We start from the raw sequence: 26,501 nt of genomic DNA, 5'->3' as shown, positions 1-26,501 counted from the left end.
TCAAACTAATCAGAACAGTTCATGAGGTTAATGCGGTCAGAAACCACGAATGGCTAACTTTAGAAAACACTAGTATTGTGAATGGAATTATGGCTTTCACAACGTCAAACGATCCGCTTTGTGAGGGCACTTGGCTGGTGGTTGAGCCGTACAACGAAACGCACGATCTGGTAAGAGTTATCTACCCGCACGGAAATGTAAGCACACTAATAAAAGCGCTGAACCTGCCAGTCTTCCAGGGAAAGGACTACTTGAAGCTTTTGAAAAAGATTGACGAGAGTCCATGTGTAGATGTAGAGAGCACTTTAGTGAATGCTACGGGGATTTACGTTAATCCTCACGCTCAGGAAATCTTCAATCAAATGGCGCCAAAAGCAATAAAAGAGAAGTGGTGTTTCACGATAATCCAAGTGATAGTTCTGAAAAACGGCACAGTAAAAACATGGGCGAGAAGAGCAGGTTACTGCTCACCATACCCAGACAGGATATAACTCCAAAATTGAAATGCAGGTGAGTTGGAGATGAAGCACTGGCCTCTGCTCTTTCTTATTTTTGTGCTGGTACTGGGTTCCCTATTAGTTTATGACCACAGAGAGTCATCGTGCTTTAGCTCACTAACCTGCGTGCTGAATAAGGCCAGACTTGACAAAGAAAACCTTCTCCTGATATACCGAGACCCAGACGGATGGAGGATTATTACATACAAAAACAAAACACTTGGAGAAGTCCAGATAACACTAAAGGGGTTTCCAATCTCAAAAATCGTCGTCAACGAAAAAGCAGTAGAAACTGCGATAACCTACAGCCCGCTTGTGTTTTCACTCTATCAGATCCCTCACCTCCCTCAAAAGGGCCAGTTTTTGGTAGTGAATGTAAACGGCACTGTAACGGTGCTGAAAGGAGAAGAGCTGGAGCATGTTCTAACGGCACCTCCAAAGCTGGAAAAGGTAATTGAACAATGCAACAACTGCACGCTGATATTCGGCGACAGATCAGACCTTCCCGCAGTGGATGATAATCCCCTCATAGGGGGCTATCTCGTGTTCCCAACAAGAGTCAAATGTGGGTACTCAACATGGATAACGGTCATTAAAAACAACAGCTCGGCCAATATGATTGCCGTTTACCCACTCTGGCACCTTAAGGGACACCCCAAGCCACAGAGGCAAACGCCCATTATTGAGGGCCTTCCACCGCTTTCCTTGATCTGGAACAGAACGTGCAACGGCAGGGAAATCCTCATCAATGCCTCTGGAGTCATCATAAACCCGTTTCCATCCAAAGTGCTGGAGGAAGGAGAAGGCCTATGCCCGCGGGTTGATAAAATAACGATATACCCCAACGGAACCGTCGAAACCCTTAGGTATGTGAAAAAATGCAAGTTATCTGGGGGATAGTTTTGGTGAAGGAACGCGTAACGTGCTCCAATAGCACGCCTTCCCATTCAATAATGAACAATGCTTACAAGTACAGCGAGCTGAGCTGGCCCGCTGATTACGAGAGGTTCAAAGCCAAACTAATACAAAAATTCGGAGAAAATAACTGGGAAGAACACATGACATACCAATGGAACAAGTGGCAGATGTGCGGTAGAGACACCCTGAGGGAACTATTGAATGGACAAATTGTAAGCTCTCGCCATTTTCCAATTAAAAATTATATTCCTCTCAATCCATATACAGGCCCATATACTGGCGTTGGCTACTTCATGGAGGTGATTTGGGGATGAGGAGAGTTTTAGTGGTCTTCAGCTTCCTTTTAGTTTTCTTTCTGCTTTTCGGCTACTTTTACCTTCCAAGCGAGAGCATGAGCACTCTTTACCAGAGGATTCCAGAGCAAGTCAGGCAAAATTCGCAGCTTGTTGCCGCTTACTACTACTCTCAAACTGGTTTTAATGGGTTCAGAGAATACCAATTTGCCTTTTACAACCCAAAAGAGCGGGAAATCAGGATTTACACTTTCAAAATAATAAAACTTCTCAAATTCATTCCAACAATGAGGGACGATATAATATCCTGTGAAGCGCCCTTCAACTATTCAGCACTTGCAACAAGCCCAGAAAAACTGAGAGAATTCAAAAACTGCGACAACTGCAGAGAACTACTTTACAAGGATACGATCTACCGGAACGAGGAGATTGAGAGCATTTACCCGTCGATTGAAGAAATTATCAAAGGCAAGGAGAACACTACTTACGTGAACCTTGTACTCACCAAGGATGGGGAAATTTCAACAGGCAAAATTGTAGAGCGCGTGGGAGATATGGGAATACTACGAGGTCCCCTGGGGTATGGGGGTTTGCTTCACTTGCCTTCTTCAATGAGTGCTTCGTGGAGGGGGGTGATACTAGAGTTCATAACAGGGGACAATGGAACGATTAATGTAATCGCCCATTATCCGGGCAATATTACACTCTCAACAACAGCAGAAGTCAAAGCCCCAAGCAATAAAACGTGGACGCTGGAGGAAGTTCCGTTGGAGATTATTACTCAAAAGTTGAAGTCCGAGGAGCTTACAACCAATATTAAGGGCTCCCTCCGCTTTGAACTCTCAATCACAAGAGAGGAGGGGAGAATCGAAGCGTGGACAACCTGGGTGAACCCAAGGAAAGGCATCGAGGGAATTTGGAGAATATATCCCCAAGGAGAAATCAAACGCACAGAATTCAAGAGATTTAGCGGGTACGTGTGCACTTGGTATGGAAGCAACATACTGGAGAAGTTGCCCTAATGCTGGAGGGAATCAACAGATGAAGAAGCTCCTCCTTGGAATACTCTTCGTCCTCCTCTCCTTTTTCGCCTACAATGCTTACACTTACCATCAACTCTCCTTGGCTGAAGGAGCCTACAAGTTAGCCGAAGTTCCAAGCAATGAAAAAATGGACAATGACGATACAGGCCCGTACACTGGCGTTGGCTACTTCATGGAGGTGAGCCGGAGATAATGGAAGCCCAGCCCCATTTCCATCCTTTTGCTCTTTCTCTTCCATCGGTAGGCAAGCTCAAAATCGGAAAGAGAGAACTTTAATACTCCGCAAAGAGGTTGCCGAGCTCCGGGATCCTCTCCATAACGTCCATCTCGCGCAGCGCGAGCCAGAGCGACGCCTGGTTGCTCGTGACGACCGGAACGCCCAGATCCTCTTCCAGAGCCTCGATTATCTCAAAGGTCCTCAGGTTCGTGCAGCTTATGAAAATAGCGTCCGCCTCATCCATGAAGCTGGCCTTTGCCAGGCGGTAGGCCTCGTAGGGTTCGAGCTTCCCTATCCGGAGGTTGTCCTCTATTCCGAGCCCCCTTATGTCGAGGACTTCAAAACCGTTGGCCTCAAGGAACTCCTTCTCCCGCTGGTTTATCTCGTCGGTGTAGGGGGTTATCACCAGGATAGACTGGGCGTCGAGTATCTTGAGCGCCTCTATTACGGCCGTGCTCGTGCTCACGACCGGAACTTTGACCTCCTCCTCTATCTTTGCCTCAAGCTCCTTCTCGTAGTCCTTCCCGCCTATGAAGGAGCCGCTCGTGCAGCCGTAGAGTATCTGCTCGACGCCCGCATCCTTAAGGAGCCTGGCGGCGTCAGCGGCCATCGAGGCCATTGAGAGCAGCTCCTCCTCGGTAACGTTCCTCAGGGGCATCCTGGCCGTGTGGAGCGAAAGGCCCTCCGGGAGGTAATTGTGAAGCTCCATCTCCATCGTGGTGTTCGATGAGGGAACGATAAGGCCCAGCCTTCCACGCCATCCGTACATGCTTTCACCGGAGGGACTACGGCTTCGTGCTATTAAACCTTTGGTTTTAGGAAGGTTGATTAAGTCCCGCGGCTACAGCATTCCGGTTGGAGCATGGAGCTGGACGAGGCGATATCGAAGAGGACGTCTGTCAGGTACTTCAGGGACGAGCCGGTGAGTGAGGAAACCATCTGGGAGCTGACAGGAGTAGCCATAAGGGCGCCGACGGCGAGCGGCCTGGAAAACTGGCCCTTCGTCCTCTTCCAAAGCGGGGAAGCCAGGAGAAAGGTCTTTGACCTGATAGCCGAGGGTATGGTGGAGTACTACCGGGCGGTAGACCTGCCCGAGGAGAAGATAGGGAAGCTCAGAAACAGGATGTACACGGAGGGCATGTACCGGGCGCCGGTTTACATCGCGGTCTTCATCGACAGGCGTGTCCGCTTCCTTAAGGGAAGGGAGTTCGACGAGGTCGAATTCATATGGAGCGTTGAGAGCGCCGCGATGGCGATAGAGAACCTCATGCTGAAAGCTGTCGAACTCGGCCTCGGCGCTGTGTACATCGGCGTGACGAACTTCAGGGGGATAGAGGAGAAAGTCCGGGGGCTGGCAGGTCTCGACGAGAACTACTACCTCGTTGGCCTCATCCCCATCGGGTACCCGAGGTGGGATGTGAAGCCGCGGAAGAGGAGGAAGGGAATCGAAGAGGTTCTGAGGGTTCTCTGAGCCAAACGTTTTTATCCCCCGCGCTCAATCCTCAACGGTGGGGCGATGATAGAGTTCGTGATATTCCTCGGCATAACGGGGGGCTGGATAATCTTCGGGACGACCCTGATACTCATGCTCGTCTTCGGAAAGATGTGGGGGCTGCTGGGCCTGGTCCTGCTCATAGCGGGGATTGAGCTCAACAAGTTCCTGAAGAGGAAGTACACCGGGGTGATAGTCAGCAACTCCCCGAGGGCGAGGGAGATAGCGAGGCACATATTCGAGATGAACGAGCTCATAATCCTCTCGTCCTACCCGGCGGCGCTCTTCCTCTACAGTCTGATCCAGAAGTACATAGAGGTCAGGATTATGATCCCGGGGGGATGATGGGTGAACGTTGTGGTCGTCAGGTACGGCGAGATAGGGACGAAGTCGAGGCAGACGAGGAGGTGGTTCGAGAGCATCCTCGTCAACAACATCCGAGAGGCTTTGGTGAGCGGGGGGATCGACTTCAAGGGGATCGAGGCGAAACACGGAAGGATCTTGGTAAGGACGAACAGAACTGAAGAGGCTGCCGAAGTCCTCACCCGAGTTTTCGGCATAGTCTCGCTCTCGCCGGCGATGGAAGTAAAAGCCGAGCTGGAGAAGATAAACAGAACTGCGCTCAGGCTCTTCAGGAGAAAAAAGCGCGAGCTCGGAGTTGAGAAACCCCGCTTCCGGGTTACCGCGAGGAGGATAACCAAGGAGTTCCCGCTCAGGAGTCCCGAGGTTCAGGCAAAGGTTGGGGAGTACATCTTGGAGAACGAGGAGAGTGAGGTAGACCTCCGCGGCTACGAGATCGAGGTCGGGGTGGAGCTGATGGATGGAAAGGCATACGTTTACGTTGATAGGGTTCACGCCTGGGGCGGCCTGCCGATAGGGACGCAGGGCAAGGTCGTTGCACTCCTCAGCGGTCCGAACTCGGCGGTCTCGGCTTTCCTCATGATGAAGAGGGGCGTCGAGGTGATCCCCCTCTACGTCTTAGGGTCGGAGGAGGAGCTGGAGGCAGTCAGGGGGCTCTGGAGGAAGCTCAAGAGGTACGCCTACGGCTCCAAGGCGGAGCTCGTGGTGGCCAAGGGGGAGCCCCTCCAGGAGGCCCTAAAGGTCGCGAGGCAGTTCGGGGCGAAGGGAGTAGTCCTCGGCAGGTACGCGGATAGCTTAACTGAGGAGCTTGTGGATGAACTGGTTCGCGAGAACGAGAGAACGGACATCCCCCTCTTCTACCCGATCTTGGCGCTCCCTGAGGGGTACGTGGAGAGGATAAGAAGGAGGGCTGGGCTGTGAAGGTTGTGGCGCTCCTGAGCGGCGGTATAGACTCACCGGTTGCCGCATACCTCACGCTCGCCAAAGGGGCCTCGGTGATACCGGTTCACATTTACGTGGGGCCGAAGACGGAGGAGAAGGTCCGGCTGATAGTGGAGAAGCTCTCCGAGTACGGGGATGTCTCCGGGCTGGTAACCGTGCACCCCAAGGACAGGGATGAAGTAGTGGCCAAGCTCAGGGGACTGAGAAAGGAGAAGTACACCTGCGTCCTGTGCAAGTTCAGGATGGTTCGGGCGGCCGAGGCGGTTGCGGTAAGGAGGGGCGCCAGGGCGATCGTTATGGGGGACAGCATAGGGCAGGTCGCCTCCCAGACGTTGGACAACATCCTCGTGGTCAGCAGGGCCACGAGGCTCCCGATAATCCGGCCCCTGATAGGGCTCGACAAGGAGGAGATCGTCGCAATAGCGAAGGAGATAGGGACCTTTGAGCTCTCGACGCTCCCGGAGGACGAGTGCCGGTGCGTCCCGAGGCACCCCGTTATAAGGGGCTCCTGGGATGAGTTCAGGAAGATTTATAGGGCAATATTTGGCTCCGAGCCCGGGGAGGGGAGGTGATGGACCCCGTTAAAATCTCATCCTACGCTGCAATCGCGATGCCCATCTTCTTTATCATCGCCCTCTGGGTAGCCCTCTCACACAACCCCTGGTTCTCCCTCCGGGAGAACGCCCTCAGCGACATGGGCTCCCTCCACAACCCGGCCAGGCTGTACTTTAACGCTTCCCTCATCGTCATGGCCGCGCTCGGCCTCATTGCATCGTTGGGGGCGTTCAAAAGCGGCCTCTCCTACCTCATGCCCGCGGCGATGGTTTCCCTCATCCTCGTTGGCCTCTTTCCAGAGGAGACCCCCTACCACACCCCGGCCGCCGTTGCCTTCTACGCCTTAGCCTTAGGGGACGTTTTCATAGTCGGTCTCAGGCTCGGCTTCTCCGGGATCTCCTCGGGTTTTGCATGGGCATCGCTCTCAGTTCTGGCCTTCACCGCGATCGCCTACCTCATCAGGGCCGGGGTCTTCCGGGGGCTCGCGGTTCCGGAGCTCATCGGGGCGGCTGTGATCCTCGCATGGTTCGTTTACATAGGCCTTTTGATGCTCGGGAGGCCGCACCTTTTTAAGTCCGCCGCCGTCATTCTCAGGCGATGCTGGCGGTGAAGGTTCCGAAGGGCGAGGCCGAGGCGGTCAGGAGAAAGCTCTTAGGACTCGGCGTTCTCGCCAGGGGCTACTCCCCGGAGAGAAGGGGCGATTTCGTGCTCTTCCCAGTCACCAGGCCAGTTGAGGGCTTCGAGCTCGTCGAGGCCGAGTTCAGGAAGCTAATGAGAAGACCCAAGAGCTACCGCGAGGTCGTTGATGTCCCAGCGGAGCTCAGACCGCTCCTGCCGAGCTCATTCGACGTCATCGGCGATATTGCTATAATCGAGCTGCCTGAGGAGCTAAGGCCTTATGGGAAGGCCATTGGGGAGGCCATTCTCAAAGCCCACCGCCACGTAAGGGCAGTCTTCGCCAAAGGGGGCAGGATCGAGGGTGAGTACAGGGTTAGAGAGCTCATCCACCTCGCTGGAAGGAAAGGGGCCGAGACCATCCACCGCGAGAACGGGATCAGGCTGAAGCTCGACGTTTCTAAGGTTTACTTCTCCCCGAGGCTGGCCACTGAGAGGATGAGGGTTTTCAGGAAGGCGAGGCAGGGGGAGGTCGTCTTCGATATGTTCTCTGGAGTTGGGCCTTATTCGATCCTCCTCGCGAGGAAGGCAAGGCTCGTCTTCGCCTGCGACATCAACCCCTGGGCGGTTAGATACCTTGAGGAGAACATCGGCCTCAACAAGGTTGGCAACGTCGTCCCGATCCTCGGGGATGTCAGGAAGGTTGCCGGGAAAGTTAAGGCCGACCGCGTTGTAATGAACCTCCCGAAGTTCGCCGGCCGCTTTTTGAGGGGGGCGATGCTGAGCGTTAAGCCAGGCGGCGTGGTTCACTACTACGGCTTTTCCCCGGAGGAAGACCTGTTCTCGGAGCACGAGGCGAAGATAAAGGCCGTTGCCCGGGAGCTCGGTCTTGAGGTCAGGTTCCTTGACGAGAGGAAGGTGCGACCTTACGCTCCCAGACAGTTCAACATCGCGATTGACTTCATGGTTGAGGGCGGTCCCTCAGGGCCCTGAGGGAAAAGGCTCAGAGTGCCGAGACGTGGAAAAGGGCCTCCATGAGCCTCCCGAAGAGGTAGCTGACGAAGGCCGCCCCGAGTCCCGTTGAAACCATCTCAAGAACCTTGGCCCGGATCGAGATCCCCGAGAGAACCGATACTGCAACCGCTACGAGGCCTAACACCGTGCCGGCGAGGGCTATCGAGACCGGGAGCGCGAGCAGGGAGGATGATGCGAGGAAGTAGGGCGTCACTGGGAAGGAGACGCCTAAGAGGTAGGCCAGTCCCGTGTAGACAGCAGATCTGAGTTCGTTTTCACCGCCTTCTGACGCGAGGAGCCTTATAACCGCATCGCGGTTTGAGGCGAGTTTTTCCGCGACTTCCCCCGCTACCTCCTCCGGCATTCCGCTCTCAAGGAGCCTCCCGAGGAGCTCCTTCTCAGCCCTGTCCCTTGAAACGCGGAAAAGGACTTCCAGCCTTCTCCTGACCGCCTCGTTCACCTGCCTCTGGGAGCGCACTGAGATGAAGGCCCCTATGGCCATTGAGAGGGCCCCGGCAACTCCCACAACGAGGCCGCTTATCCCTACTATCCTCGGGGCGCTAACGTAGACCGCCGACAGCCCAGTGACCGCGCCCAGGAGCTCAACGAGTCCGTCGTTCATCCCGAGGATGAAATCCCTGAGGTTCTCGGTGTGGAAGCGCCTCCGCTCCTCGGAGAAGAGCCTCTCGTGTTCGAGCTCGTCTATGATTATCCTCGAAAGGGCCTCCCGCTCTTCCTCATCCAGCTCAAAAGCCGTGAGGAAACGGTAGTACTTCTCCACGGCGGAGCCCTCGTTCATCTCAAGGAAAGACACGACGCCTCCAGGTCCGAGGAGCTTCCTGAGCGCGAGAACGGCGTACCTCCTCAGCCTGCCCACCCGCGGCGACCTCACCTCAAGGCCCCTCTTCCGCAGGAAGTCCCTCCAGAAGCGGGCGTGAAGGGCCTCAACCCTCGCCAGCCTCTGGAACTCCTCCCTGAGCTTTTCGTCCCGTTCCCTGCTTCCGAGAAAGGCGTAGAGGGCCGAGTCAAGGTACTCGTCTCTGTAGAACTCTTTGGCTAACTCAACCCCCTCCATCCCGTCACCCCCTGAGGACGACGAACTCCCGGAGCCTCATGACCTCCCGGAAGCCCTTTTCGAGGTAGTAAGCGTAGGCATCGAGGTTGGGAAAGGTTATCACGTACGGGACCTTTCCAATTTCCCTCAGCCTCTCCACCGCGAAGGCCAGGAGCCGCGAGCCGTAGCCCATACCCCTGAACTCGGGATCCACCATGAAGAACTCTACGAGGCCGGCCCTTCCGTCCGTTATCTCCTTAGGAACCCACCAGATCTCCTTCCCCCGGAGGTTGTAGACTAAAGCCACGGTTCCGGCGATCCTTCCTGACTCTGTCCGGAGCAGATAGAGCTCATCGAACTCTTCCCTGAGTCGGAATTCGAGGAAGGGTTCGTAAACCTCTCGGAAGCCTTCGAAGTCGTTCGGGGAGGGCTTGTTCTCGACCCATTCGAGGGCGGGATAGGCGCCGCCGGTGCTCTTGTAGACCCGGAACGCAAGGCGGAGTAGTTCTTCCTTGAGTTCAGCGGGCCGCTCGGCCCTCTGGATCTCCATGCCACCACCGGGGGCCTTTACTCGCGGAACCTAATAACCCTTGTGCCAAAACGCTTAAGTATTAGGCTCCCCTAAGGATATGGGTGATGGCATGAACTTCCTGGATCTGAAGGTGATAGACGAGGACGGGGTCGAGAAGCCCCTTAGGGACGTGGTTCTCGGTAGGTGGACGGTCCTCTACTTCTACCCGAAGGACAACACCCCGGGATGCACCACCGAGGCGAAGGAGTTCAGCGAGCTCCTCGATGAGTTTGAGCGGCTTGGCGTCCAGGTCATCGGCGTCAGCAGGGACTCCCAGAGGAGCCACCTCAGGTTCAAGGGGAGGTACGGGCTCAGGGTCAGGCTCCTCAGCGACCCCGGAGCGGAGCTGCACAGGGCCCTCGGTGCCTGGGGCAGGAAGAAGCGCTATGGCAAAGAGTACGAGGGCGCCGTGAGGAGCACCTTCATCCTCAGCCCGGAGGGGGAGGTCGTCTGGAAGAAGGTGAACGTCCGCGCGAAGGGCCACGCGGCCGAGGTTTTGGAAGTCGTTAGGGACCTTTTGAGCTGATTTCGGGCTTTTTCGGGGTTTTAACAGGATAGACGCGGGACGGCTGGGAGTCCCCAAGGCGCGATTGCTGCCGGTTCCAAATGGAGACGCAAATTCTTATTAACCTCCCGGGTGTAGTTTTATGTGGTGATGGTATGAACGAGATTGAGGCCCTTGCCTTAGCCCTCGAAGTCGAAAAGGCCGAGCTGAAGTTCTACCTGAGGCTCGCAAGGAAAGCGGGAGACGAGAGGGCCAGGAAGATGTTTCTGTTCTTAGCGAAGGAAGAGGCTGAGCACTGGGACGAGTTCGAGAAGGCCTTCCTTGAGAGGGTCGCCGAGGAGTGCAGGCTTCCGGCGGTAAGTGAGGAGCTCCTTGATAGCTTGCTCGTCAAGGAACCTGAGGGCCTGAGTGAGGTCGATGCCGTCAAGGTGGGCATGGAGCAGGAGAAGCTGACCTGGGAGTTCTACGAGAAAGCCGCGAAGGACGCGGAGCATGAGAGCGTCAGGAGGATCTTCGAGGAGTTAGCGAAGGTTGAGAAGGGCCACTACGAGCTCCTTAAAGCCCAGTACGACGCTATAATGAAGACCGGAATATGGATGGACTACCAGGACTTCAGTCTGGAGGTGGACTGAGCCCAGCCCAAGACCGTGCCTCACTCAACTAAAACGTTGACAAGCTTTACGTTTCTCCCCGTTTTTCTCCGTATGGCCTCTATTATCTCCGGGTCGTTGACGTCGATTATCCTGCTGCCCTCTATGAGGTTGACGTGGGGCTTCGTGTTCACCTCTATCCTCGTCTCCCCTTCGAGGGAGAAGAGCTCAACCAACCCGAGCTCCCTCAGCGTGAGGACGTTCGAGTACAGGGTCGAAAAGCTGACCGTCGGGAACTCCCCCTTCAACGCGTTGTGAACCTCGCCGAGGGAGGGGTGCCTTTCCCCGATCTCATCAAGGACTTCGAGGAGCTTGAGCCTCTGCGGGGTCATCTTGTAGCCTTTCTTCTTCAGTGCCTCAACGGCTCTCTCCTTCCACATGGGATGAACTAAGGCGCCTCCTTTATAAGTCTTCCTAAATGAAAATAATTTCTAAATAGAAAAGTTTATTAAGTAGAAATAACAATAGACAAGTGGTGATACCATGTCGGAGCACAACAGAAGACTTGTTGAGAGGGCCGGGATAGAGGTTGAGAAGCTTTTGGAGATGCTGCTGAAAGCTGCCGCGGCGGAGTTCACGACCTATTACTACTACACACTGCTGAGGAACCACTCCTCTGGCCTGGAAGGCGAAGCGATTAAGGAGATCGTCGAGGATGCCCGTCTTGAGGACAGGAACCACTTCGAGGCCCTCGTGCCGAGGATTTACGAGCTCGGGGGCGAGCTCCCGAGGGACATTCGCGATTTTGCCGATATGGCCTGGTGTAGCGACGCCTACCTGCCCGAGAACCCGACCGTTGAGGAAATCCTGAAGGTTCTCCTACAGGCGGAGCGCTGCGCCGTGGGGGTCTACACCGAGATATGCAACTACACGATGGGCAAAGACCCGAGAACCTACGACCTCTCCTTAGCTATCCTCCACGAGGAGATAGAGCACGAGGCCTGGTTCGAGGAGCTTTTGACAGGAAAGCCGAGCGGCCACTTCAGGCGCGGAAAGCCCGGCGAAAGCCCCTACGTCTCCAAGTTCCTTAGATGATGGAGGCAAGGGTTATTAGGCTCGGGGAGTAAAACTGGGAGGTGATGCAATGCTCGCGAAATACCCCTTTGAGCTCCCGAAGGAGAGACCCCTAACCAAGACCGAAATAGCGCAGGCTTTGAGGTGGGCCATCGAGGCCGAGCTCGATGCCATAAACATCTACGAGCAGCTGGCCGCTGGAATAGGCGACGAGAGGATAAAGGGCATCTTCCTCGACGTTGCCAATGAGGAAAAGGAGCACTTCGGGGAGTTCCTCGCGGCCCTCTTCGAGGTCGATGAGGAGCTCGCGAAGTACATGAAGGAGGGCTTTGAGGAGGTTGAGGAGGAAGCGGGGATAAAGGTCGAATTCTAATCCTCAGCCCGCCTTTACCTTCCATTTCAGGCCCTTCTCGACCAGGGCCTCTATCTTGTCATCGTTGTAAAGCCGGGCTATGATGGCCCTCACAGGGACGAGGTTCAGGGCGAGCTTCTTTGGGTTGGGTTCGACCCCAAAGGCCTCCATGAGTTTCAGGGTCAGCTCATCCGTGGAGAGGGGCCTTCTTAGGAGCTCCAGCGTTAGCCCAACGGCCCGGAGGATTCTCCCGCGGTTTATTTCCACGAGATTTAGGGCTTCCTCGCCCGAGACAACCGGGCCGTGGGAGGGGATGAGGGTAACTCCCGACGAGGCGAGCCCTTCAAGGCTGTCCAATGACCTCAGGAACGCCCCGACGTCTATCAGGTACGGAAGGCCAACGGCTCCCAGGAGCCTCTCCCCGAAGAAGGAGTCGCCGGCGTAGAGGACGTTCCCGCTCAGGAAACCGGTCATCCCGGGCGAGTGGCCGAGGAGGCCTACGGCTTTGAGGCCAAAGGGACTCTCGCCCCAGTCGAAAACCCCCCGAACCCTCAGCTCCTCCGGGAAGGAGTAGGCTAAGAACCCCTCTGGGGCCTTTGAGCCGAAGGTCATGACCTCCCTCGCCACCGGGCTCTCGGCTATCGAGACCTCAAAACGGTGGGTGTGGAGCGGAGCCCCTATCCTCAAGGAGGCCGCTATGTGGTCTGCGTGCCCGTGGGTCGCCACCTGGGCCAAAACAGGTTTTCCGAGCTTCCTCGCCTCCCGGAGGAGGTCTTTATGCCTGCCGCTCCCGTGGCCGGGGTCAACGAGGACTATCCCCCCGTCGCTCAGTTTGAAACCGGTCGAGGGACTTCCCGGGTACAGGTAGAAGTCGTCGTCCATCTTCCGCAGTCCCATAAAACCACCGGAGAAAGTTGGATAAGGTGGATAAAAAGGTTGGGAAAAGGTAAATTGAGGGGTTCCCTTCAGACGTGCCTGGCGTAGAGAGTCTTCTTGCCCTCGTCCTTGGCCCTCTTGACGGCTTTTTCGACGAGAACCTTGAGCTCCTCTTCGAGGGCGTCGTAGAACTCAGGGCTGACCCTCATCTCGGGTTCAATGCTCTTCACGTGCTCCTTTATCTTCGACTTCACAAGCAACTCGACCATTTTTTAGCACCTCCGTTCAGGCCTGTATCGGGCAGTGCCCGGGGTTATATAGCGTTATCCCTTTATAATTCTTCCTCCTCAAACCTTGGAAAAGGTTAAATCGTCTCGGCCGTATTCACGAGTGGTGGTGGCATGAGGGCCGTTCTTATCGACGGCGAACACTATCCAGACGTTGTCGCATGGGCCATAAGGAAGCTCGGCGACGTCTGCTGTGCGGTCTTCTTGGGCGGAACCGAGAAGATAGGGGGCATTGAGGAGGTGGAGAGGCGCGTAGGTGTTCCCGTTTACCACTCCCCCGACTATCTCGCCGCCCTGAGGAGGGCCCTCACCGAGAACGATGTTGATGAGGTGGTCGACCTGAGCGACGAACCGGTCGTCGGCTACGAGTCTCGATTCAGGATAGCCTCCCTCTGCCTTGGCCTGGGGGTGCCCTACAGGGGCGCCGACTTCCTCTTCTTCCCCAAACCCATGAGAAGAACCTCAAAGCCGTCCATCGGAGTTATCGGAACCGGGAAGAGGGTGGGAAAGACAGCGGTCTCGGGCTTCATCGCGAGAACCGCGAAGAGAGTTGCCCGGCCCGTTGTGGTCACCATGGGCAGGGGAGGGCCGGAGGAGCCGGAGCTCATAGACGGGGAGGAGATGGAGATAACGCCTGAGTTCCTCCTCAAACTGGCGGAGAAGGGAAGACACGCGGCTTCCGATCATTTTGAGGACGCACTGACCTCTCGCGTCACCACTATAGGCTGCCGCCGCTGCGGCGGGGGCATGGCCGGCTTTCCATTCTTCGATGTTGTGGACGGCTGCGTGGAGCTCGCCGAATCCCTCCCCCACGATCTCATAATCCTTGAGGGCAGCGGGGCCACCTTTCCGCCTTACAGAGCAGACGGCTACGTCGTCGTGGTCTCGGCGCTCCAGGGCGTTGAGAAGGTCTCCCACTACTTCGGCCCCTTCAGGATCTCCTTGGCAGACATCGTCGTCGTGACCATGGCGGATCTCGCGGTGGGGGGGAAGCTGGACAGGCTGGTGGAGGCCGTGAGAGCTGTGAACCCTAAGGCAGAGATCCACCTGACCGCCTTCAGGCCGCGGCCCCTCGGAAGTGTAGCTGGGAAGAGGATAGGCCTCGTCATGACATCAAAGCCAGCGCTGGGCCCTGCGTCTGAGCACCTGAGGAACCTTGGCGCCGAGGTTGCAGCGGTCTCGGGAAACCTCTCTAACAGGGGGAAGCTGGTGAAGGATCTGGAGCGCTTTGACGGCATCGAGGCAGTTGCCGTCGAGCTGAAGGCGGCGGCTGTGGACACGGTTACGAAGTGGGCTCTTGAAAGGGGGATTGAGGTCGTCTACCTTGACAGCGAGCCCGTCAACCTGGACGGCAGAGACCTCGGGGAGAGCATTTTAAGGCTCATAGAGAGGGTGAGGGCCCATGATGCTCGTGACTGACGAGGAGAAGAAGATCAGGCTGCCCTTCTCGCGGGGCATCCTCACGCGCTCCATAATGCTCGCTGGAATAGACGTCGGCCTCGCCTATGCGATAGCCAGCGAGGTTCAGAGGGAGCTGGAGGGGGCGGCCAAGAGGGTAGTCTCAACGGATGAGATAAGGGAGCTGACCTACAGGAAGCTTTTGGAGAAGGGGCTGAGGGAGCAGGCCGAGAGGTACCTCCTCTGGAGGAAGCTTAAGAGGAGGAAGATAAGGATAGCCATCCTCATCGGTGGCGCCACGGGTGTCGGAAAGTCAACGATATCCACCGAGATAGCCTTCAGGCTCGGCATAAGGAGCATAATAGGGACGGACACGATAAGGGAGGTCATGAGGAAGATGATAGCACCAGACCTGCTCCCCGATATCCACGTCTCGTCATTCCTTGCGGGCGAAGCCGTGAACCCGCCGGCGGAAGTGGACCCCCTCATCTACGGTTTCGGGATGCAGGTGAAGCACGTCTCCACGGGCATTGAGGCGGTTCTCGAGAGGTCCCGCAGGGAGGGCTTCAACACCCTCATTGAGGGGATCCACGTCGTTCCCGGCTTCGTTGACCTGAAGGGCAACGAGTTCATGTACCTCATCACCGTCCCTGATAGGGACTACCTTGAGGGCCACTTCTACGAGAGGGCCCGCTACTCCCTCCGCGATCCCCGGAAGTACATTGAGAACATTGACAGAATTATGGAAATCCAGGATTATTTAATTAAACTCGCGAGGAAGCACGGAGTCCCAATCGTGGAGAACGTTGAGCTGGAAAAAACGGTCGAGAGGATCATCTCGGACGTCATAAGGCGGCTTGAGAAGTCCCGCGGCTGATCACCCCTTCCTCTTCCCCATCCAGAGCAGCTTCCTGCTTCCCCAGGTTGCCTGAACCTCCCACGCAACGACCATGTCGCTGTAGACGTCGATGACGTTGAAGCTGTTCCCGAAGGGGTTTCTGTGGAGCTCCCAACTGACGGAGCCCGCGTTTATTATAGGAGTCCTCTCCACCCTGACCCCGTAGGCGTTGCCGCCGTGGCCCGTCAGGACGAGCTCGGTTTTCTCGTCCGTGAGGATCTTCAGGACGTCGCCCGCGTCCTCAAGGAATCCTATCTCCCTGCTCTTCGCTATGGGTATCACGTTGTGGTGCATCGCCACGACCCTGAACTTGCCCTCGTACTCCTTGAGCAACTTCAGGAGCTTCTTCTGTCCCATCCTGCCCACGACCCCTATTGGGGTCTCGTACTGGACGCTGAGGAGGGGTATGATAACGACCTCCCCCATCTCCAATATCTGGGGCTCTCCGAAGTGCTCTTTGAAGAGCTCGTAGCCGAGGTAGGTTATGTCGTTGTGGCCCGGTATCACGAGCTTTGGAACCCTCACCTCACGGTAGTAGGAGTGGGCCCGCTCGTAGTAGCGCTCTATCCCGGCATCGACTACGTTGCCGTTGTGGATCAGTACGTCGGGCTTTATCCTCTCGTTTATCATTCTGATGACGTTTTCGAGGGTTTTCTTCCTGAAGTACACCCTGTCGGAGACGTTGCTCTCGCTCACCTGCACTATCCTGAGCACCCTCTCCCCGCGCGGCACGAAGAGCTTGGGCCTTATCGGTCTGTGCTCCTTCTTCTTTTCGTCCCCAGTGACCCTCCTGATCGTCACCTCGACCGTTCCGTCGTCGTGAAGTTCTATTATGTTGTAGCTGTTCACGTCCCCCCTCCGAGTCTTCTTGCAGGACGTGCAGCCGGCGTTGTCTATGACGAGGTCTTCAACGCGGTAGACGTTCGGCACGTGCTTGTGGCCGCAGGTGTAGAGCGTTACGTCGTGCCTTAGGAGGAGGTCGAGGACGTCGCCGGCGTTGAAGAGGACGTTCCGTTCCCTTCCGGTGTCAGGGAGCGGGACGAGGTGGTGGTGCGCGGCCACTATCTTGAACCTCCTGCCCGAGTACTCCTCAAGCCTGTCCTTGAGCCACCTGAACTTGTAGCCCCCTATCCTGCCGTCGCTCAGGTCTGGTATCGTGGAGTCAACCCAGATCAGGACGCCGTCTTTGAACTCGTAAACCCCGTTCAGGGGCCCTATGAAGTCCTCAAAGAGTTTGTAGCCGACGTTCCTCACGTCGTGGTTGCCGGGGATGGTCACGAGGGGCTTCTTTATCTTCGTGAGCTGGTAGGAGGCCTGCTCGTACTCCTCCCTGAGGCCCTGGTTCGTGACGTCGCCAGTGTGGATCACGAGGTCAAAGTTTCCCCTGTTTATCTCCTCAACGATCAGGTCGAAGGCGTACCCCTTGAAGGCCCCCTCGGTGGTTATGTGGGTGTCGCTTATGTGGGCGATGCGGATCATCCGGCATCACTCCGTGGCTATAGCTGTCTCTAACTTCCTCCTGCTCGCCTCAAGCAGGTCCGTTATCGAGAATATGCCCACTATCCTGCCGTCCTCCTCAACGAGGATGTGCTTTATCCCCTTCTTCGAGAGCACGTCAAGGACGTCCCCGAGGGGGGTCGTTGAGGGAACTGCCACCAGCTCCGTGGTCATGATCTCCCTGACGGGGGTCGTGTTAGGGAGGCCGGGGATGACGAGGCGCCTTATTATGTCGCCCTTCGTCAGGAAGCCCACGACGTCCCTCCCCTCCACTACGACGAGGGAGCCAACGTCGAACTCCAGCATGACCTCCCCGGCCCTCTTGACGGTGTCATCTGGGGACACGCCGATGAGTTTCCGGGTCATGTAAACCTTGATGGGGGCCTTTAGATCCACGCCCATCACCGAACCCATTAGTCCCTCAAAATATAAAAAGGTGTTCACCCCATGACGAGCCTCTCAACGTTGAAGCTCTCCCCCTCGGCATCTATGCTGAGGTAGAAGGCTGTTCCGTTCTGGACGGGCTTCCAGGGCCCCTTGTGGTAGAGTTCGAGCGTGGACGAAGCTAAGGCGAATAAGTTTTCATCCTCCACTTCGATCTGCCGCACGTAGTCCCAGTTGGCGGGCCTCATAATGTAGAGGGGCCTTGAGTACGCCGTCAGGAAGGCCCTCGCGGAGCCGCCAGGGGGGAGTAGGAGCAGGCCGGTGTTGAGGCTCGTGTTCGTTGCATCCATTACCGGTGAGTAGAGGCGCAGGAGCTCCTCCTTCGCAGTCCCCCCGAGCTTTCTGCAGAGGTAGGCGCCGAGGACGTAGGAGTCCGAGACCCCTGCCAAATCCCCGTCGAACTCCCCGAGTTCAATAAGCCGGGCCTTGTTTATGTCGCCGTTGTGGTAGAGCCAGAACGAGAAGCCCCTTCTCGAGGAGAAGGAAAAGGGCTGGGTGTTGAGGAGATCCCTGCCGCCCTGTGAGGCCGCCCTCGCGTGGGCCATCAGAACCGAAAAACCGCCGAGCTTTTCGATTAGCCCCTTAACCCCGCTCTCATCCCGGAATATGGGACTGCTTGAGCGGTAGTGCTCCAGTTTTCCGTCCGACAGGAGCGTGTAGCCCCATCCGTCTTTGTGCTGCCGCCCTTTACCGCGCTTCTCCTTGTAGGGGTCGTTCTCAGCGGCCCCAACTAAGGCCCTAACGAGGGGCCTGATGCGCTCTCCATCACCCACCGCAAACAGAACCCTGCACATCTTCCATCACGGGTTGAGTTATTCCTTCGGGCAGAAAAGCGTTTCCCAAAACGTTTTTAGGCCCTCCACCCTAAATCATGTGGAACTCCCGGGAGCTGAGAGCATGGAGCGCACTGGTGATGGGGTACTCCGCAGCCTTAAAACGGCCCCTGAGACCATTGCGGGGAAGGAAGACCTTGAGGGTATAGCCTCGGTTATAATGAGGGTTCTCAAGAGGATAAACGCCCACAGAGCCTTGTATGAGAGCAACGAGGAGGCGGTAAAGCAGCACCTGATAGGGGAGATCATGAGCGCGCTCGGCTGGGACTGGAACAACCCCGAGGAGGTTCGCCCGGAGTCGAGGACTGAGGAGGGCCGGGCCGACTACGCCCTGATCTTGGGGGGCGAGGTTTTAGCCTACCTTGAGGCCAAGAACCTGGGCGTGAACATCCTGAAGAGGGAGGAACCCCTGAGGCAGTTAGCCAAGTACTGCTTCAGCGCGGGCGTTAGGTACGGTATACTGAGCAACGGCGCCGTTTGGATCGCCATAAAATCCTTTGAACTCGGATCAAGCCTCCGCGAGAGAACCCTCATGAGCGTCAACCTCCTTGAGGAGCCCCCCATGAAGGCCGCCCTCAAGCTCTCCCTCCTATCGAAGTCCCGCATACTCGACATGGAGCGCATCTCATCCCTTCTCAAGGCCCTCGAACTGAGCTTTCAGGGGCTGGTAAAGGAGGGCTATCCCAAGGAGGCTCTCTTCGAGTTTCTCCGGGTGGAGAAAGGCAAGAGGATTGTCCCGGTTTACCTCCTCGATGGAGCGGAGCAGCCCAAGGCCGCCTACGTCTACGACAACGGCTGGAAGGTTTTACCCCTGCCTGAGAGGACTCTGAAAGGGGTTCTACTCGCTGTCCTCCTCTACATGGGGAAGAAAGCCTACGGTGATGAGAGAAGGGAGATAATGGCCGCCTACGAGCAGCTGAAGAGAATCCCGCTGGAGCAGAAGAAGGCGAGGGAAATCCTCGTCCGTCTTGAGGAGGAGAAAAAGCTGAACATCTCGGTGGAGCTATGAGGCTTATCCTGCCGAGGCCTCTCGCCTCTAAGATCATCGGTGGCCTTAGGGAGGATGAGGAGGTATGTGGCTTTCTCTTGGGGTTGGAGGGGGAGGACTTCAGAGTCTTAGATGTCGTCTTTGCGCGGAACGAACTCCACTCCCCCACTTCCTTCCGGATAAACCCCCGTGAGGTGCTTGAAATCCTGGAGAGGGCGGAAAGGAGGGGCCTTCAGCTCGTCGGCATCTTCCACTCGCACCTCCGCTGTCCCCCGATCCCATCGCCCGACGACCTGCGCGGGATGAAACTCTGGAACGTCCCCTGGCTCATAACTGATGGAAGGGAGATGAGGGCGTGGATCCTCAAAGACGGGAAGGTCGTGGAAGTTGAGCTAAGCTTTGAATAGCTTCCAGAGTTCGTCCGCCTTCGGGCGCTTGAAAGGTAGCTCGTCGCCGTTTCTGATGGCCACCCTCTTCTTCTCGGCGAGGAACTCGCCCACAAGGGTAGCTTTTATCCCCCTCGCGAGGAGCCTCTCCACGAGCAGCCGGGCGGCATCGCGAGGTACGGCTATGAGAAGTGACCCCGAACCCATGAGCGCGAGGGGGTTCAGGCCGTAGAAGCTGCAGATCTTTTCTGTCTCCTCCCTGATTGGTATCCCCTCGGTGTAGAGCCTGAAGCCGAGGCCAGCGGCATCGGCCATCTCGTGCACCCCGTTGGCAACCCCGCCCTCTGTCGGGTCGTGCATGGCGTTTGCACCGAAAGCTGCCGCGTAGAGGGCCTCGTCCACCACGCTCAGGTACTCCGCGAGCGATTCGGCCCTCTCGACGAAGGACCGGCCGAAGGCTGTTGCGAGCTCTTCCCGCCTCTCCCTCGCGATTATTGAAGTCCCCTCAAGCCCGGCCCACTTGGTCATGACTATAGCGTCCCCGGGCCGAGCTCCGGCAGAGGAGAGGGGTCTCCCGTCAACCTCCCCGAGCATGGTACCGACCACTATAGGCCTGCTGAGCCCGGGGGTGAGCTCGGTGTGCCCCCCGATGACGGACACCCCCAACTTCCCCGCCTCCGAAGCGATCTGCCCCATTATCTTCCCGGCGAGCCTTTCCTCGCCCTCCGGCAGCAGAAGGGTCACGAGAAACCACCTCGGCCTTGCACCGGACGTCGCAACGTCGTTGGCATTGATGTGGACTGCGTAGTAGCCGATGTCCTCAACGGCGCCCGTTATTGGGTCCGTGGAGGCAACGAGGGTTCTCTCTCCAAAGCTGACAGCAGAGACGTCTATCCCTATCCCCGGCCCGATGAGAACCCTTGGGTCGTCGGATCTGATCTTACTGAGGATTCTCTCAAGAACCTCGGGCGGAACCTTTCCGGCCATCTCACATCACCACCCAGAGCGTCAGGAACATCAGAATGTAGGCTATGATGGAGAGCAGAACGTGGAGCATCAGCCAGGCCTTCCTCCCGCTCAGGAATATCATCGAGCCGGTGAAGACCGCGAGCGTCATCGCTGCGAAGGTGAGCAGGCCGAGGGTGTGGTGATCGAGGTTCACTTTAAACCCTCCTCCCCACTGGGAATATGTAGAGCGGGTCGCCGGTCGTCCCTATTATGCGGGCGACCCTCCCGTCGTCAAAGGCCCCCACCGCCACCGTCCCGAGGCCTAAGGCGGTGGCCTGGAGGTATATGTTCTCACCTATGTGGCCTGCCTCCATGTGAACGTATCTGATTCCCCTGTCGCCGTAGACCTTTGTCGTCCTCTCATAGAACGCCACGAGAACTATGTCAACGGCCGCCTTCCCGACCCACTCCTGGTTGAGGGCCGCCGCCTGGAGCTTTCCCCTGAAGTCGCCGCTTTTGACGGGCTCTAAGTAGTGTCCCTTGGGGACGTAGTGGTAGATCCCGGGGGGCAGACCCTCGACGTTTCCGACGACTGCATAGACCTCGAATGGGTAGGTGGGACCGGCACTCGGAGCCGCCCTCTTTCCGTCCGGGCTGGTTATCCCCTGCGCGGCCCAGAGGAGCTGTCCGAGTTCCCAGAGCTTTAGGGGTTCGCTTGAGTACTCCCTGATGCTCCTCCTCTTCGCTATCGCCTCTTCAACGCTCATCTGGCCGCGGTAGCGCGGCTCAGGCAGAAGGATCTTCCCGGCAACCGGCGGTTGGCTAACCTCCCCCTGAAAGCCGGGCTTTAGCATCAAGAGCACCGGCAGGACCACGACCAGGATCAGGGCCACTACGGCCAGGCGCCTGTAGATCATGTGGAAAATTTTGAGGAAGTGCTTTTAACACTTCAGGTGTAGTAGTACTCGCCCCTCTCCCTCTGCTCCCTATCCTTCACGCTGCCCTCCTTGTTGGCCCTCGGCCTTCCCGTTTCCGGATCCCTGCGGAAGGTTATGCCTATGCCTGCTAGGAAGCGGTTCATGCCCTCGCGCATGCCCATTGGGGGCAAAGCCTTTCCGTACTTCCCGGGCTCGCCCTCGAAGACTATCAAGCGGTCGCTCAGATAATCAACCATCATGACGTCGTGCTCGACTATCAGAGCGGTCTTCTCGTTCTTGGCCATGAGGGAGCGTATAGCTTTAGAAACCGCGAGCCTCTGCTCGGAGTCGAGATGCGCCGAAGGCTCGTCGAGGAGGTACAGGTCAGCATCGCGTATCAGGCAGGCGGTTATGGCGACGCGCTGAAGCTCGCCACCGCTCAGTTCTCTGACCTTCTTGTCGTAGAGGTCGGGGATTCCTAACGGGTTGAGTAGCTCGCTCTTGTAGAAGCTGCTCATGAGCTTTGCCTCATCTATCCTGCTCAAAAGCTCGTAAACCGTTCCCTCGTAGTCTGTCTTGATGTACTGGGGCTTGTAGCTGACGGTGAGAGACCAGTCAACCTCGCCCTCAGTCGGCTTTTCAACGCCGGCGAGCATCTTGACGAAGGTCGTCTTGCCTATTCCGTTCGGCCCGACTATTCCAACGACCTCGCCGACGTAGAGCTCCCCTCCTTCAGCTTCAAGCCTGAACGTCCCGTAGTCCTTCACGAGACGTGGATACTGGACGAGTATCTCTCCCCCCTGGCTTTTCCTCTCGCCGGTCTTGGTGAAGCTTATCTCGTAGGGCCTGAAGCGGACGTTCTCGTCGCGGAGGTAACCGTGCAGGAACTCGTTTATCCCGTTCCTCGTTGACTTCGGCTGGGAGAAGATACCGTAAACACTTGGCTTTCCGTAGACGACGTGGATTATGTCGCTCAGGTAGTCGAGGACAGCTAAGTCGTGCTCAACAGCTAAAACGTTCTTTCCGGAGTCCGCTAAACGGCGGATTATCCTCGCCACCCTGAGGCGCTGCCTTATGTCGAGGTAGCTTGAGGGCTCGTCGAAGAAGTAGAAGTGGGCATCCCTTAGAAGGGCAGCCGCTATCGCGACCATCTGAAGCTCTCCACCCGAGAGGTGCCTGATGTCCCTGTCGAGGACGTTCCCTAGTTCAAGCCCCTTCACAACCTCCTCAAACTTTCCGGTCTCGTCGGCCCTTTTGAGGAGGTCTCGGACCTTTCCCTTCACGGCCCTGGGGATGAGGTCAACGTACTGCGGTTTGACGACCGGCCTTATCTCGCGGTTCCTGAGCTTTTCAAAGTAGTTCTGGAGCTCGCTTCCCCTGAAGGCCCTTATCACGTTCTCCCAGGAGTCGTTGTCTGAGCAGAGGTTTGGAACTATCTGCCCGGAGAGGATTTTGACGGCGGTTGTTTTACCCGTTCCGTTGGGACCGAGGACGCCGACGACCATGCCCTCCTTCACTATGGGAAGCCTGTAGAGGACGAACCCGTTGACGCCGTAGCGGTGAACGCAGTCCTCATCGAGCTGTTCTGGGAGGTTGACGATCGTTATCGCGCCGAAGGGGCATTTGTGGACGCAGATCCCACAGCCGGTACAGCTTGCCTCCTGTATGACCGGCCTGTAGTTTTCTTCGTCGATGATTATTGCCTCGCCGCCCATTCGATTGACGGGGCAGACGCGCTCGCAGAGGAAGTGACCGCACTTGTCCGGGTTACACTTGTCGTAATCGATGACAGCTATCCTCGCCATTCCCACCACCGGCTTAGGCTGAGGGTGAGGGTTTTAAAGGGTTGCGGGGTTTGATATCCCATTCTCGCCGCCTCAGGGAGTTCGGTTTGGAGGGTAACGCCTTTAATCAAACTCCTGTTAGATAATAAAAACCGTAGAGGAGCTTATTTCGGAAGGAAAAATTGTTGAATCGAGAAAACGATCTAATACGGCCTTTTGTTGGCGTACAGAGAGATAGAGAGCTCGGCAGGACTGGGACCGACAGAGAGAGGCTCGGGCTCAAACGGCTGGGTTATCTTTTTAGCCATTCTCTCCCACTTTCCTCCATGTCCCTCCTCGAAGTGCTCAAACCGCTGAAGTCGGAGATAGCCAAAGTCCACGTCTTCCCACCGAGCGAGGGTGAATTTGGGGAGTTCGCCTTCAACAATCCGGAAATAAACGCCCTTTTGGAGGAACTCGGCTTCACCCTCTACAGGCATCAGGTTGAAGCCCTAAAAAAGCTCTACTCGGGCAAAAACATCGTTGTCACAACCCCCACAGCGAGCGGAAAGAGCGAGATTTTCCGTTTGGCCGTCTTCGACTCCTACCTCTCGGATCCGAGAAAAACCTACCTCCTCATCTACCCCACGAGGGCCTTGATAAACAACCAGTTCGAGAAGTTCTCCCTTCAGAATCTAGCGTTCTACCGCCTGACTGGGAAGAGTGTGAGCGCGAGGATTCTCACCGGTGACGTCTCCTGGAGCGGGAGGAAAGAACTGATCCGCGAGAGGCCGAGGGTCGTGTTCACGACTCCAGACATGCTCCACTACAACGTCCTGCGCCGCTGGAGGGACTACGAGTGGCTTTTGAAGAACCTGCGTTATCTGGTTGTTGACGAGCTCCACGTTTACCGCGGTGTCTTCGGGAGCAACGCGGCGTGGCTCTTCAAACGCTTGCTCTTCAGGCTCAAACGCCTTGGTGTTAAACCCCAGATAATCGCCCTCTCGGCAACGCTGAGGAACCCGAGGGAATTTGCCGAAAAGCTGTTCCGGCTTGAGTTCGAGGAGGTCAAGACGGCCACCAACCCGTTCCCTCGCAGGTATCTGGTTCTCTTCGAGCCGAGGAACCTTGAGGAGAGGCAGCTTTTGAGGGCGGCCGTTGAGAGACTGGCGGAGAAGGGCATAAAGACCCTCGTATTCTTCGACAGCAGAAAGGGAACCGAAAAACTAATGCGCTTCCTCCTGAACTCGCCGGCCTTTTCAAGGGCGAGCACCTACAAAGGGACTTTGCCAAAAAACGTCCGCTGGGAGGTGGAGAGGGACTTCAAGGAGGGAAAGCTCCTCGTTCTCCTCACCACCAACGCCCTTGAGCTGGGGATGGACATAGGTGACCTCGACGCGGTGATAAACTACGGAATTCCTCCGGACGGCCTCTTCTCTCTCATCCAGCGCTTCGGGAGGGCAGGCAGGAAGGCCGAACGAGAAGCCCTCAACGGCATCGTCCTTAGGAAGAACGGCCTCGACTACTACTACCGCGAGCACTTCGATGAGCTGGTTGAGAAGCTTGAGAAGGGCATAATCGAGTACATGCCGGTAAAAAGGGATAACGAGCGCATAGCGGAAAAGCACCTCCACTACCTGCTCACCGAACTTGGAATCCTCGACTGGGACGAGCTGGATGAGTTTGAAAGGAAAATCGCTGAAAAGCTCGTCATCGAGAGGGAGGCAGACCTCAAAAAGAACCCCCTGACCGGAAAGCTGGAGCTCCGCCTCAGAAAACCAGCTTTCAGCTACTCCTCACTCAGAACTGCTTCAGATGAAAGCTTCTTCCTCGTCAAGGACGAGCCCTGGATAAGGGGCAAGCTGATGGAGAAGTCCTCCATTAGGGAGCTCCTCAACTTCGTCAACTGGCTCAAGCTCAAGAGCTACGTGGTAGAGGAGGTCGACACCGATGAGTACCACCGCTCTCTCTTGCCGGGAATGGCCTACTTCTCAAGGGGAGAACTCTACATGGCGATGGACAGGTTAAGCAGGGGCAACTTCCACTTCGTCTTTGCAAAGCAACTCAACCGCCTCTGGGACGTTGAAACCTTCGCCAGCAAGCGCGAGGACGTTGAAATCCTTGAGGTTAAGGAGGAGAAGTCCTATCGGGGAGTAACGATAGGCCTCGGGAGGCTTAGAGTGAGACACGTCTACACGGGCTACGCCGTTAAAGGGCTGGACACAGCAAACTACGTGGCCGAGCTGGTGAAGCTGAAGGAGAGGGGGATTTTAAAGGGCGAAATCTTCTCTCCGGCGAGCGGAGAAAAGGTCGAAACCAAGGAGGACTTCTCGATACTCAACTGGGAGAGGTTCGCGAAGGTCGAGTTCGAGGAGCCGCACGTGAGGGAGTTCGAGACTGAAGGGGTGTGGCTCGTCTTCCCTGAGTCGATAAGGGAAGTGTCCGCCGAAGAGTTCCGGGAGTTCCTCGCGAAGGCGGAGGAGAAGGGGAGCGGGGATATCGCCCTCCACCTTTACGAGAGCCTCGACAGGAGGAAGCTCTTCCCGCTATACCTCGGGAGCACGAGCTTCATCATAAGGAAGACGATAGGAGATGCACTCCAGAAGGCCGGGGTAAACGACGAGGAGCTGGCCTTCGCGATAAAGAAGATGGTTGACAGCAAGGACGGGATTGGCTCGGCTCTCCACGCTATGGAGCACAACCTCATCAAAATAGCGCCGATTTTCACGTACGTTGACAGCAGAGAGCTCGGGGGCTACAGCTACGCGGGCTTTCCGGGTGAGCCCTACTTTGGAAGGCCCCTCGTTTTCATCTACGACGGCAACGAGGGGGGAGCGGGTCTGGCGGAAATTATCTACGAGAACATCGAGAAGCTCATGGAGAAGAGCCTTGAGCACCTCAGGAGCTGCCCCTGCAAAGACGGCTGTCCGGTCTGCGTCCTCTCGCCGAAGTGCGGCACCTTCAACGAGTTCCTCGACAAGTGGTTGGCGATAAGGGCCTGGGAGCGCATCCTGAGAAAGGACGGTGGTTCCCGTGAGGTTCTGGGGGATTGAGCCCAAGGTCGGACTTGTCTCAGGTTCCTACACCCTCCTTGCCTTTTACTTTTTTCTTTTGAAAGCCTCGTCCTTTAGGGCGGGGATGTAGTAAACCACCAGACAACCATTAAACAGTCGA

The 26,501-nt window shown here is 56.7% G+C and carries 31 protein-coding genes and 2 pseudogenes; 20 read left to right on the top strand and 13 right to left on the bottom strand.

Annotated features, from left to right (window positions below; genetic code table 11):
- The 5 genes and pseudogenes from MVB78_RS01745 to MVB78_RS01725 form a co-directional block, all read left to right on the top strand.
- Window positions 1–491, top strand: a pseudogene (locus MVB78_RS01745) (hypothetical protein); the annotation flags it as partial.
- Window positions 492–515: 24 nt separating this feature from the next.
- Window positions 516–1,397, top strand: a complete 882-nt coding sequence (locus tag MVB78_RS01740) for a hypothetical protein (RefSeq protein ID WP_297487237.1) — start codon at window positions 516–518, stop codon at window positions 1,395–1,397.
- 5 nt (window positions 1,398–1,402) lie between these two features.
- Entirely contained in the window at window positions 1,403–1,729 is a 327-nt protein-coding gene (locus tag MVB78_RS01735; RefSeq protein WP_297487235.1) for a hypothetical protein, read from the top strand.
- Window positions 1,726–2,730: a hypothetical protein gene (locus MVB78_RS01730; RefSeq protein WP_297487233.1), complete on the top strand. Its 1,005-nt coding sequence runs from the start codon at window positions 1,726–1,728 to the stop codon at window positions 2,728–2,730. The genes MVB78_RS01735 and MVB78_RS01730 overlap by 4 nt, the downstream gene beginning before the upstream one ends.
- Window positions 2,731–2,749: 19 nt before the next feature.
- Window positions 2,750–2,944, top strand: coding sequence for a hypothetical protein (locus MVB78_RS01725; RefSeq protein WP_297487231.1), 195 nt, complete (start codon window positions 2,750–2,752; stop codon window positions 2,942–2,944).
- Between the two features lie 79 nt (window positions 2,945–3,023).
- Here the strand turns inward: MVB78_RS01725 and MVB78_RS01720 are convergent, their stop codons facing one another.
- On the bottom strand, window positions 3,024–3,737 hold the full coding sequence (locus MVB78_RS01720; protein ID WP_297487229.1) for an aspartate/glutamate racemase family protein: 714 nt from the start codon (window positions 3,735–3,737) through the stop codon (window positions 3,024–3,026).
- 93 nt (window positions 3,738–3,830) lie between these two features.
- On the opposite strand from MVB78_RS01720, the gene MVB78_RS01715 reads away from it, so the two are divergent.
- The 6 genes and pseudogenes from MVB78_RS01715 to MVB78_RS01690 all read left to right on the top strand — a co-directional run bounded on the left by MVB78_RS01715 (window position 3,831) and on the right by MVB78_RS01690 (window position 7,925).
- Window positions 3,831–4,439 carry a nitroreductase family protein gene (locus MVB78_RS01715; RefSeq protein ID WP_297487228.1) on the top strand — a complete coding sequence of 203 codons (609 nt, stop codon included), beginning with the start codon at window positions 3,831–3,833 and terminating at the stop codon, window positions 4,437–4,439.
- A 45-nt stretch (window positions 4,440–4,484) separates the two neighbouring features.
- Window positions 4,485–4,805 (top strand): hypothetical protein, encoded by a 321-nt coding sequence (locus tag MVB78_RS01710; RefSeq protein WP_297487226.1) that lies wholly within the window; start codon window positions 4,485–4,487, stop codon window positions 4,803–4,805.
- A 3-nt stretch (window positions 4,806–4,808) separates the two neighbouring features.
- Window positions 4,809–5,741, top strand: a complete 933-nt coding sequence (locus tag MVB78_RS01705) for a THUMP domain-containing protein (protein WP_297487224.1) — start codon at window positions 4,809–4,811, stop codon at window positions 5,739–5,741.
- Window positions 5,741–6,334: pseudogene (locus MVB78_RS01700) on the top strand (tRNA 4-thiouridine(8) synthase ThiI); the annotation flags it as partial. The gene MVB78_RS01705 and the pseudogene MVB78_RS01700, both read left to right, overlap by 1 nt.
- Complete coding sequence (locus tag MVB78_RS01695) at window positions 6,334–6,927, top strand: DUF998 domain-containing protein (protein WP_297487223.1); 594 nt, start codon at window positions 6,334–6,336, stop codon at window positions 6,925–6,927. The pseudogene MVB78_RS01700 and the gene MVB78_RS01695, both read left to right, overlap by 1 nt.
- On the top strand, window positions 6,915–7,925 hold the full coding sequence (locus tag MVB78_RS01690) for a class I SAM-dependent methyltransferase family protein (protein WP_297487221.1): 1,011 nt from the start codon (window positions 6,915–6,917) through the stop codon (window positions 7,923–7,925). The genes MVB78_RS01695 and MVB78_RS01690 overlap by 13 nt, the downstream gene beginning before the upstream one ends.
- 10 nt (window positions 7,926–7,935) lie before the next feature.
- Here the strand turns inward: MVB78_RS01690 and MVB78_RS01685 are convergent, their stop codons facing one another.
- Both MVB78_RS01685 and MVB78_RS01680 read right to left on the bottom strand, forming a co-directional pair.
- Window positions 7,936–9,021 carry a VIT1/CCC1 transporter family protein gene (locus MVB78_RS01685; RefSeq protein ID WP_297487219.1) on the bottom strand — a complete coding sequence of 362 codons (1,086 nt, stop codon included), beginning with the start codon at window positions 9,019–9,021 and terminating at the stop codon, window positions 7,936–7,938.
- A 4-nt stretch (window positions 9,022–9,025) separates the two neighbouring features.
- Complete coding sequence (locus MVB78_RS01680) at window positions 9,026–9,550, bottom strand: GNAT family N-acetyltransferase (protein ID WP_297487217.1); 525 nt, start codon at window positions 9,548–9,550, stop codon at window positions 9,026–9,028.
- Between the two features lie 91 nt (window positions 9,551–9,641).
- Here MVB78_RS01680 and MVB78_RS01675 point away from each other — a divergent pair, with 91 nt between their 5' ends.
- Complete coding sequence (locus MVB78_RS01675; protein ID WP_297487215.1) at window positions 9,642–10,097, top strand: peroxiredoxin; 456 nt, start codon at window positions 9,642–9,644, stop codon at window positions 10,095–10,097.
- A 134-nt stretch (window positions 10,098–10,231) separates the two neighbouring features.
- Window positions 10,232–10,708, top strand: coding sequence for a ferritin family protein (locus MVB78_RS01670; RefSeq protein WP_297487213.1), 477 nt, complete (start codon window positions 10,232–10,234; stop codon window positions 10,706–10,708).
- A gap of 20 nt (window positions 10,709–10,728) precedes the next feature.
- Here MVB78_RS01670 and MVB78_RS01665 read toward each other — a convergent pair whose 3' ends face one another.
- Window positions 10,729–11,106, bottom strand: coding sequence for a Fur family transcriptional regulator (locus MVB78_RS01665; RefSeq protein ID WP_297487211.1), 378 nt, complete (start codon window positions 11,104–11,106; stop codon window positions 10,729–10,731).
- Between the two features lie 103 nt (window positions 11,107–11,209).
- Here MVB78_RS01665 and dps point away from each other — a divergent pair, with 103 nt between their 5' ends.
- Together dps and MVB78_RS01655 are read left to right on the top strand one after the other, a co-directional pair.
- Window positions 11,210–11,761: a DNA protection during starvation protein gene (dps, locus tag MVB78_RS01660; protein WP_297487210.1), complete on the top strand. Its 552-nt coding sequence runs from the start codon at window positions 11,210–11,212 to the stop codon at window positions 11,759–11,761.
- Window positions 11,762–11,810: 49 nt separating this feature from the next.
- Window positions 11,811–12,113 carry a ferritin family protein gene (locus MVB78_RS01655; protein WP_297487208.1) on the top strand — a complete coding sequence of 101 codons (303 nt, stop codon included), beginning with the start codon at window positions 11,811–11,813 and terminating at the stop codon, window positions 12,111–12,113.
- 3 nt (window positions 12,114–12,116) lie between these two features.
- On the opposite strand, the gene MVB78_RS01650 is transcribed toward MVB78_RS01655, so the two are convergent.
- Both MVB78_RS01650 and MVB78_RS01645 read right to left on the bottom strand, forming a co-directional pair.
- Window positions 12,117–12,989, bottom strand: a complete 873-nt coding sequence (locus MVB78_RS01650) for an MBL fold metallo-hydrolase (RefSeq protein WP_297487206.1) — start codon at window positions 12,987–12,989, stop codon at window positions 12,117–12,119.
- Between the two features lie 68 nt (window positions 12,990–13,057).
- Entirely contained in the window at window positions 13,058–13,237 is a 180-nt protein-coding gene (locus tag MVB78_RS01645; protein ID WP_297487204.1) for a hypothetical protein, read from the bottom strand.
- A 132-nt stretch (window positions 13,238–13,369) separates the two neighbouring features.
- Between MVB78_RS01645 and MVB78_RS01640 the strand changes: the two genes are divergently transcribed.
- Window positions 13,370–14,674, top strand: coding sequence for a 2,3-diphosphoglycerate synthetase (locus MVB78_RS01640; protein WP_297487202.1), 1,305 nt, complete (start codon window positions 13,370–13,372; stop codon window positions 14,672–14,674).
- Window positions 14,658–15,530 (top strand): 2-phosphoglycerate kinase, encoded by an 873-nt coding sequence (locus MVB78_RS01635; protein ID WP_297487200.1) that lies wholly within the window; start codon window positions 14,658–14,660, stop codon window positions 15,528–15,530. Before MVB78_RS01640 ends, MVB78_RS01635 begins: the two co-directional genes overlap by 17 nt.
- Here the strand turns inward: MVB78_RS01635 and MVB78_RS01630 are convergent, their stop codons facing one another.
- Genes MVB78_RS01630 through MVB78_RS01620 form a run of 3 tightly spaced genes read right to left on the bottom strand, consistent with a single transcriptional unit; the run spans window position 15,531 to window position 18,286 of the window.
- Complete coding sequence (locus tag MVB78_RS01630; protein WP_297487198.1) at window positions 15,531–17,030, bottom strand: metallophosphoesterase; 1,500 nt, start codon at window positions 17,028–17,030, stop codon at window positions 15,531–15,533.
- A gap of 6 nt (window positions 17,031–17,036) precedes the next feature.
- On the bottom strand, window positions 17,037–17,444 hold the full coding sequence (locus MVB78_RS01625) for a cyclic nucleotide-binding/CBS domain-containing protein (RefSeq protein ID WP_297487242.1): 408 nt from the start codon (window positions 17,442–17,444) through the stop codon (window positions 17,037–17,039).
- A gap of 44 nt (window positions 17,445–17,488) precedes the next feature.
- Complete coding sequence (locus MVB78_RS01620) at window positions 17,489–18,286, bottom strand: class II glutamine amidotransferase (protein ID WP_297487196.1); 798 nt, start codon at window positions 18,284–18,286, stop codon at window positions 17,489–17,491.
- Window positions 18,287–18,485: 199 nt separating this feature from the next.
- On the opposite strand from MVB78_RS01620, the gene MVB78_RS01615 reads away from it, so the two are divergent.
- Both MVB78_RS01615 and MVB78_RS01610 read left to right on the top strand, forming a co-directional pair.
- Window positions 18,486–19,334, top strand: coding sequence for a type I restriction enzyme HsdR N-terminal domain-containing protein (locus tag MVB78_RS01615; RefSeq protein WP_297487240.1), 849 nt, complete (start codon window positions 18,486–18,488; stop codon window positions 19,332–19,334).
- On the top strand, window positions 19,331–19,720 hold the full coding sequence (locus MVB78_RS01610; RefSeq protein ID WP_297487194.1) for a M67 family metallopeptidase: 390 nt from the start codon (window positions 19,331–19,333) through the stop codon (window positions 19,718–19,720). The genes MVB78_RS01615 and MVB78_RS01610 overlap by 4 nt, the downstream gene beginning before the upstream one ends.
- On the opposite strand, the gene MVB78_RS01605 is transcribed toward MVB78_RS01610, so the two are convergent.
- From MVB78_RS01605 to MVB78_RS01590, 4 genes are read right to left on the bottom strand one after another with little or no spacing between them, the layout of a single operon-like run.
- Window positions 19,706–20,686: an AIR synthase family protein gene (locus MVB78_RS01605; protein ID WP_297487192.1), complete on the bottom strand. Its 981-nt coding sequence runs from the start codon at window positions 20,684–20,686 to the stop codon at window positions 19,706–19,708. The genes MVB78_RS01610 and MVB78_RS01605 overlap by 15 nt on opposite strands.
- A gap of 1 nt (window position 20,687) precedes the next feature.
- Window positions 20,688–20,861, bottom strand: coding sequence for a hypothetical protein (locus MVB78_RS01600; RefSeq protein ID WP_297487190.1), 174 nt, complete (start codon window positions 20,859–20,861; stop codon window positions 20,688–20,690).
- A gap of 1 nt (window position 20,862) precedes the next feature.
- On the bottom strand, window positions 20,863–21,564 hold the full coding sequence (locus tag MVB78_RS01595) for a SagB/ThcOx family dehydrogenase (protein ID WP_297487188.1): 702 nt from the start codon (window positions 21,562–21,564) through the stop codon (window positions 20,863–20,865).
- Between the two features lie 32 nt (window positions 21,565–21,596).
- Window positions 21,597–23,369: a ribosome biogenesis/translation initiation ATPase RLI gene (locus tag MVB78_RS01590; protein ID WP_297487238.1), complete on the bottom strand. Its 1,773-nt coding sequence runs from the start codon at window positions 23,367–23,369 to the stop codon at window positions 21,597–21,599.
- 305 nt (window positions 23,370–23,674) lie between these two features.
- Here MVB78_RS01590 and MVB78_RS01585 point away from each other — a divergent pair, with 305 nt between their 5' ends.
- The gene (locus MVB78_RS01585) at window positions 23,675–26,380 is read left to right on the top strand and encodes a DEAD/DEAH box helicase (RefSeq protein ID WP_297487186.1); all 2,706 of its coding nucleotides are present in this window, start codon (window positions 23,675–23,677) and stop codon (window positions 26,378–26,380) included.
- Window positions 26,381–26,501 lie beyond the last annotated feature (121 nt).

Origin of the sequence: Thermococcus sp. (assembly GCF_026991495.1) — an archaeon.
Classification (GTDB): Archaea; Methanobacteriota_B; Thermococci; order Thermococcales; family Thermococcaceae; genus Thermococcus.
This window is presented reverse-complemented; position numbering and strand designations above follow the sequence as displayed.

Coding starts and splice junctions, on each gene's coding strand:
- MVB78_RS01730 (WP_297487233.1), top strand. CDS start 1,726: ATGAGGAGAGTTTTAGTGGTCTTCAGCTTCCTTTTAGTTTTCTTTCTG.
- MVB78_RS01725 (WP_297487231.1), top strand. CDS start 2,750: ATGAAGAAGCTCCTCCTTGGAATACTCTTCGTCCTCCTCTCCTTTTTC.
- MVB78_RS01720 (WP_297487229.1), bottom strand. CDS start 3,737: ATGTACGGATGGCGTGGAAGGCTGGGCCTTATCGTTCCCTCATCGAAC.
- MVB78_RS01715 (WP_297487228.1), top strand. CDS start 3,831: ATGGAGCTGGACGAGGCGATATCGAAGAGGACGTCTGTCAGGTACTTC.
- MVB78_RS01710 (WP_297487226.1), top strand. CDS start 4,485: ATGATAGAGTTCGTGATATTCCTCGGCATAACGGGGGGCTGGATAATC.
- MVB78_RS01695 (WP_297487223.1), top strand. CDS start 6,334: ATGGACCCCGTTAAAATCTCATCCTACGCTGCAATCGCGATGCCCATC.
- MVB78_RS01690 (WP_297487221.1), top strand. CDS start 6,915: ATGCTGGCGGTGAAGGTTCCGAAGGGCGAGGCCGAGGCGGTCAGGAGA.
- MVB78_RS01685 (WP_297487219.1), bottom strand. CDS start 9,021: ATGGAGGGGGTTGAGTTAGCCAAAGAGTTCTACAGAGACGAGTACCTT.
- MVB78_RS01680 (WP_297487217.1), bottom strand. CDS start 9,550: ATGGAGATCCAGAGGGCCGAGCGGCCCGCTGAACTCAAGGAAGAACTA.
- MVB78_RS01675 (WP_297487215.1), top strand. CDS start 9,642: ATGAACTTCCTGGATCTGAAGGTGATAGACGAGGACGGGGTCGAGAAG.
- MVB78_RS01670 (WP_297487213.1), top strand. CDS start 10,232: ATGAACGAGATTGAGGCCCTTGCCTTAGCCCTCGAAGTCGAAAAGGCC.
- MVB78_RS01665 (WP_297487211.1), bottom strand. CDS start 11,106: ATGTGGAAGGAGAGAGCCGTTGAGGCACTGAAGAAGAAAGGCTACAAG.
- dps (WP_297487210.1), top strand. CDS start 11,210: ATGTCGGAGCACAACAGAAGACTTGTTGAGAGGGCCGGGATAGAGGTT.
- MVB78_RS01655 (WP_297487208.1), top strand. CDS start 11,811: ATGCTCGCGAAATACCCCTTTGAGCTCCCGAAGGAGAGACCCCTAACC.
- MVB78_RS01650 (WP_297487206.1), bottom strand. CDS start 12,989: ATGGGACTGCGGAAGATGGACGACGACTTCTACCTGTACCCGGGAAGT.
- MVB78_RS01645 (WP_297487204.1), bottom strand. CDS start 13,237: ATGGTCGAGTTGCTTGTGAAGTCGAAGATAAAGGAGCACGTGAAGAGC.
- MVB78_RS01640 (WP_297487202.1), top strand. CDS start 13,370: ATGAGGGCCGTTCTTATCGACGGCGAACACTATCCAGACGTTGTCGCA.
- MVB78_RS01635 (WP_297487200.1), top strand. CDS start 14,658: ATGATGCTCGTGACTGACGAGGAGAAGAAGATCAGGCTGCCCTTCTCG.
- MVB78_RS01630 (WP_297487198.1), bottom strand. CDS start 17,030: ATGATCCGCATCGCCCACATAAGCGACACCCACATAACCACCGAGGGG.
- MVB78_RS01620 (WP_297487196.1), bottom strand. CDS start 18,286: ATGTGCAGGGTTCTGTTTGCGGTGGGTGATGGAGAGCGCATCAGGCCC.
- MVB78_RS01615 (WP_297487240.1), top strand. CDS start 18,486: ATGAGGGTTCTCAAGAGGATAAACGCCCACAGAGCCTTGTATGAGAGC.
- MVB78_RS01610 (WP_297487194.1), top strand. CDS start 19,331: ATGAGGCTTATCCTGCCGAGGCCTCTCGCCTCTAAGATCATCGGTGGC.
- MVB78_RS01605 (WP_297487192.1), bottom strand. CDS start 20,686: ATGGCCGGAAAGGTTCCGCCCGAGGTTCTTGAGAGAATCCTCAGTAAG.
- MVB78_RS01595 (WP_297487188.1), bottom strand. CDS start 21,564: ATGATCTACAGGCGCCTGGCCGTAGTGGCCCTGATCCTGGTCGTGGTC.
- MVB78_RS01590 (WP_297487238.1), bottom strand. CDS start 23,369: ATGGCGAGGATAGCTGTCATCGATTACGACAAGTGTAACCCGGACAAG.
- MVB78_RS01585 (WP_297487186.1), top strand. CDS start 23,675: ATGTCCCTCCTCGAAGTGCTCAAACCGCTGAAGTCGGAGATAGCCAAA.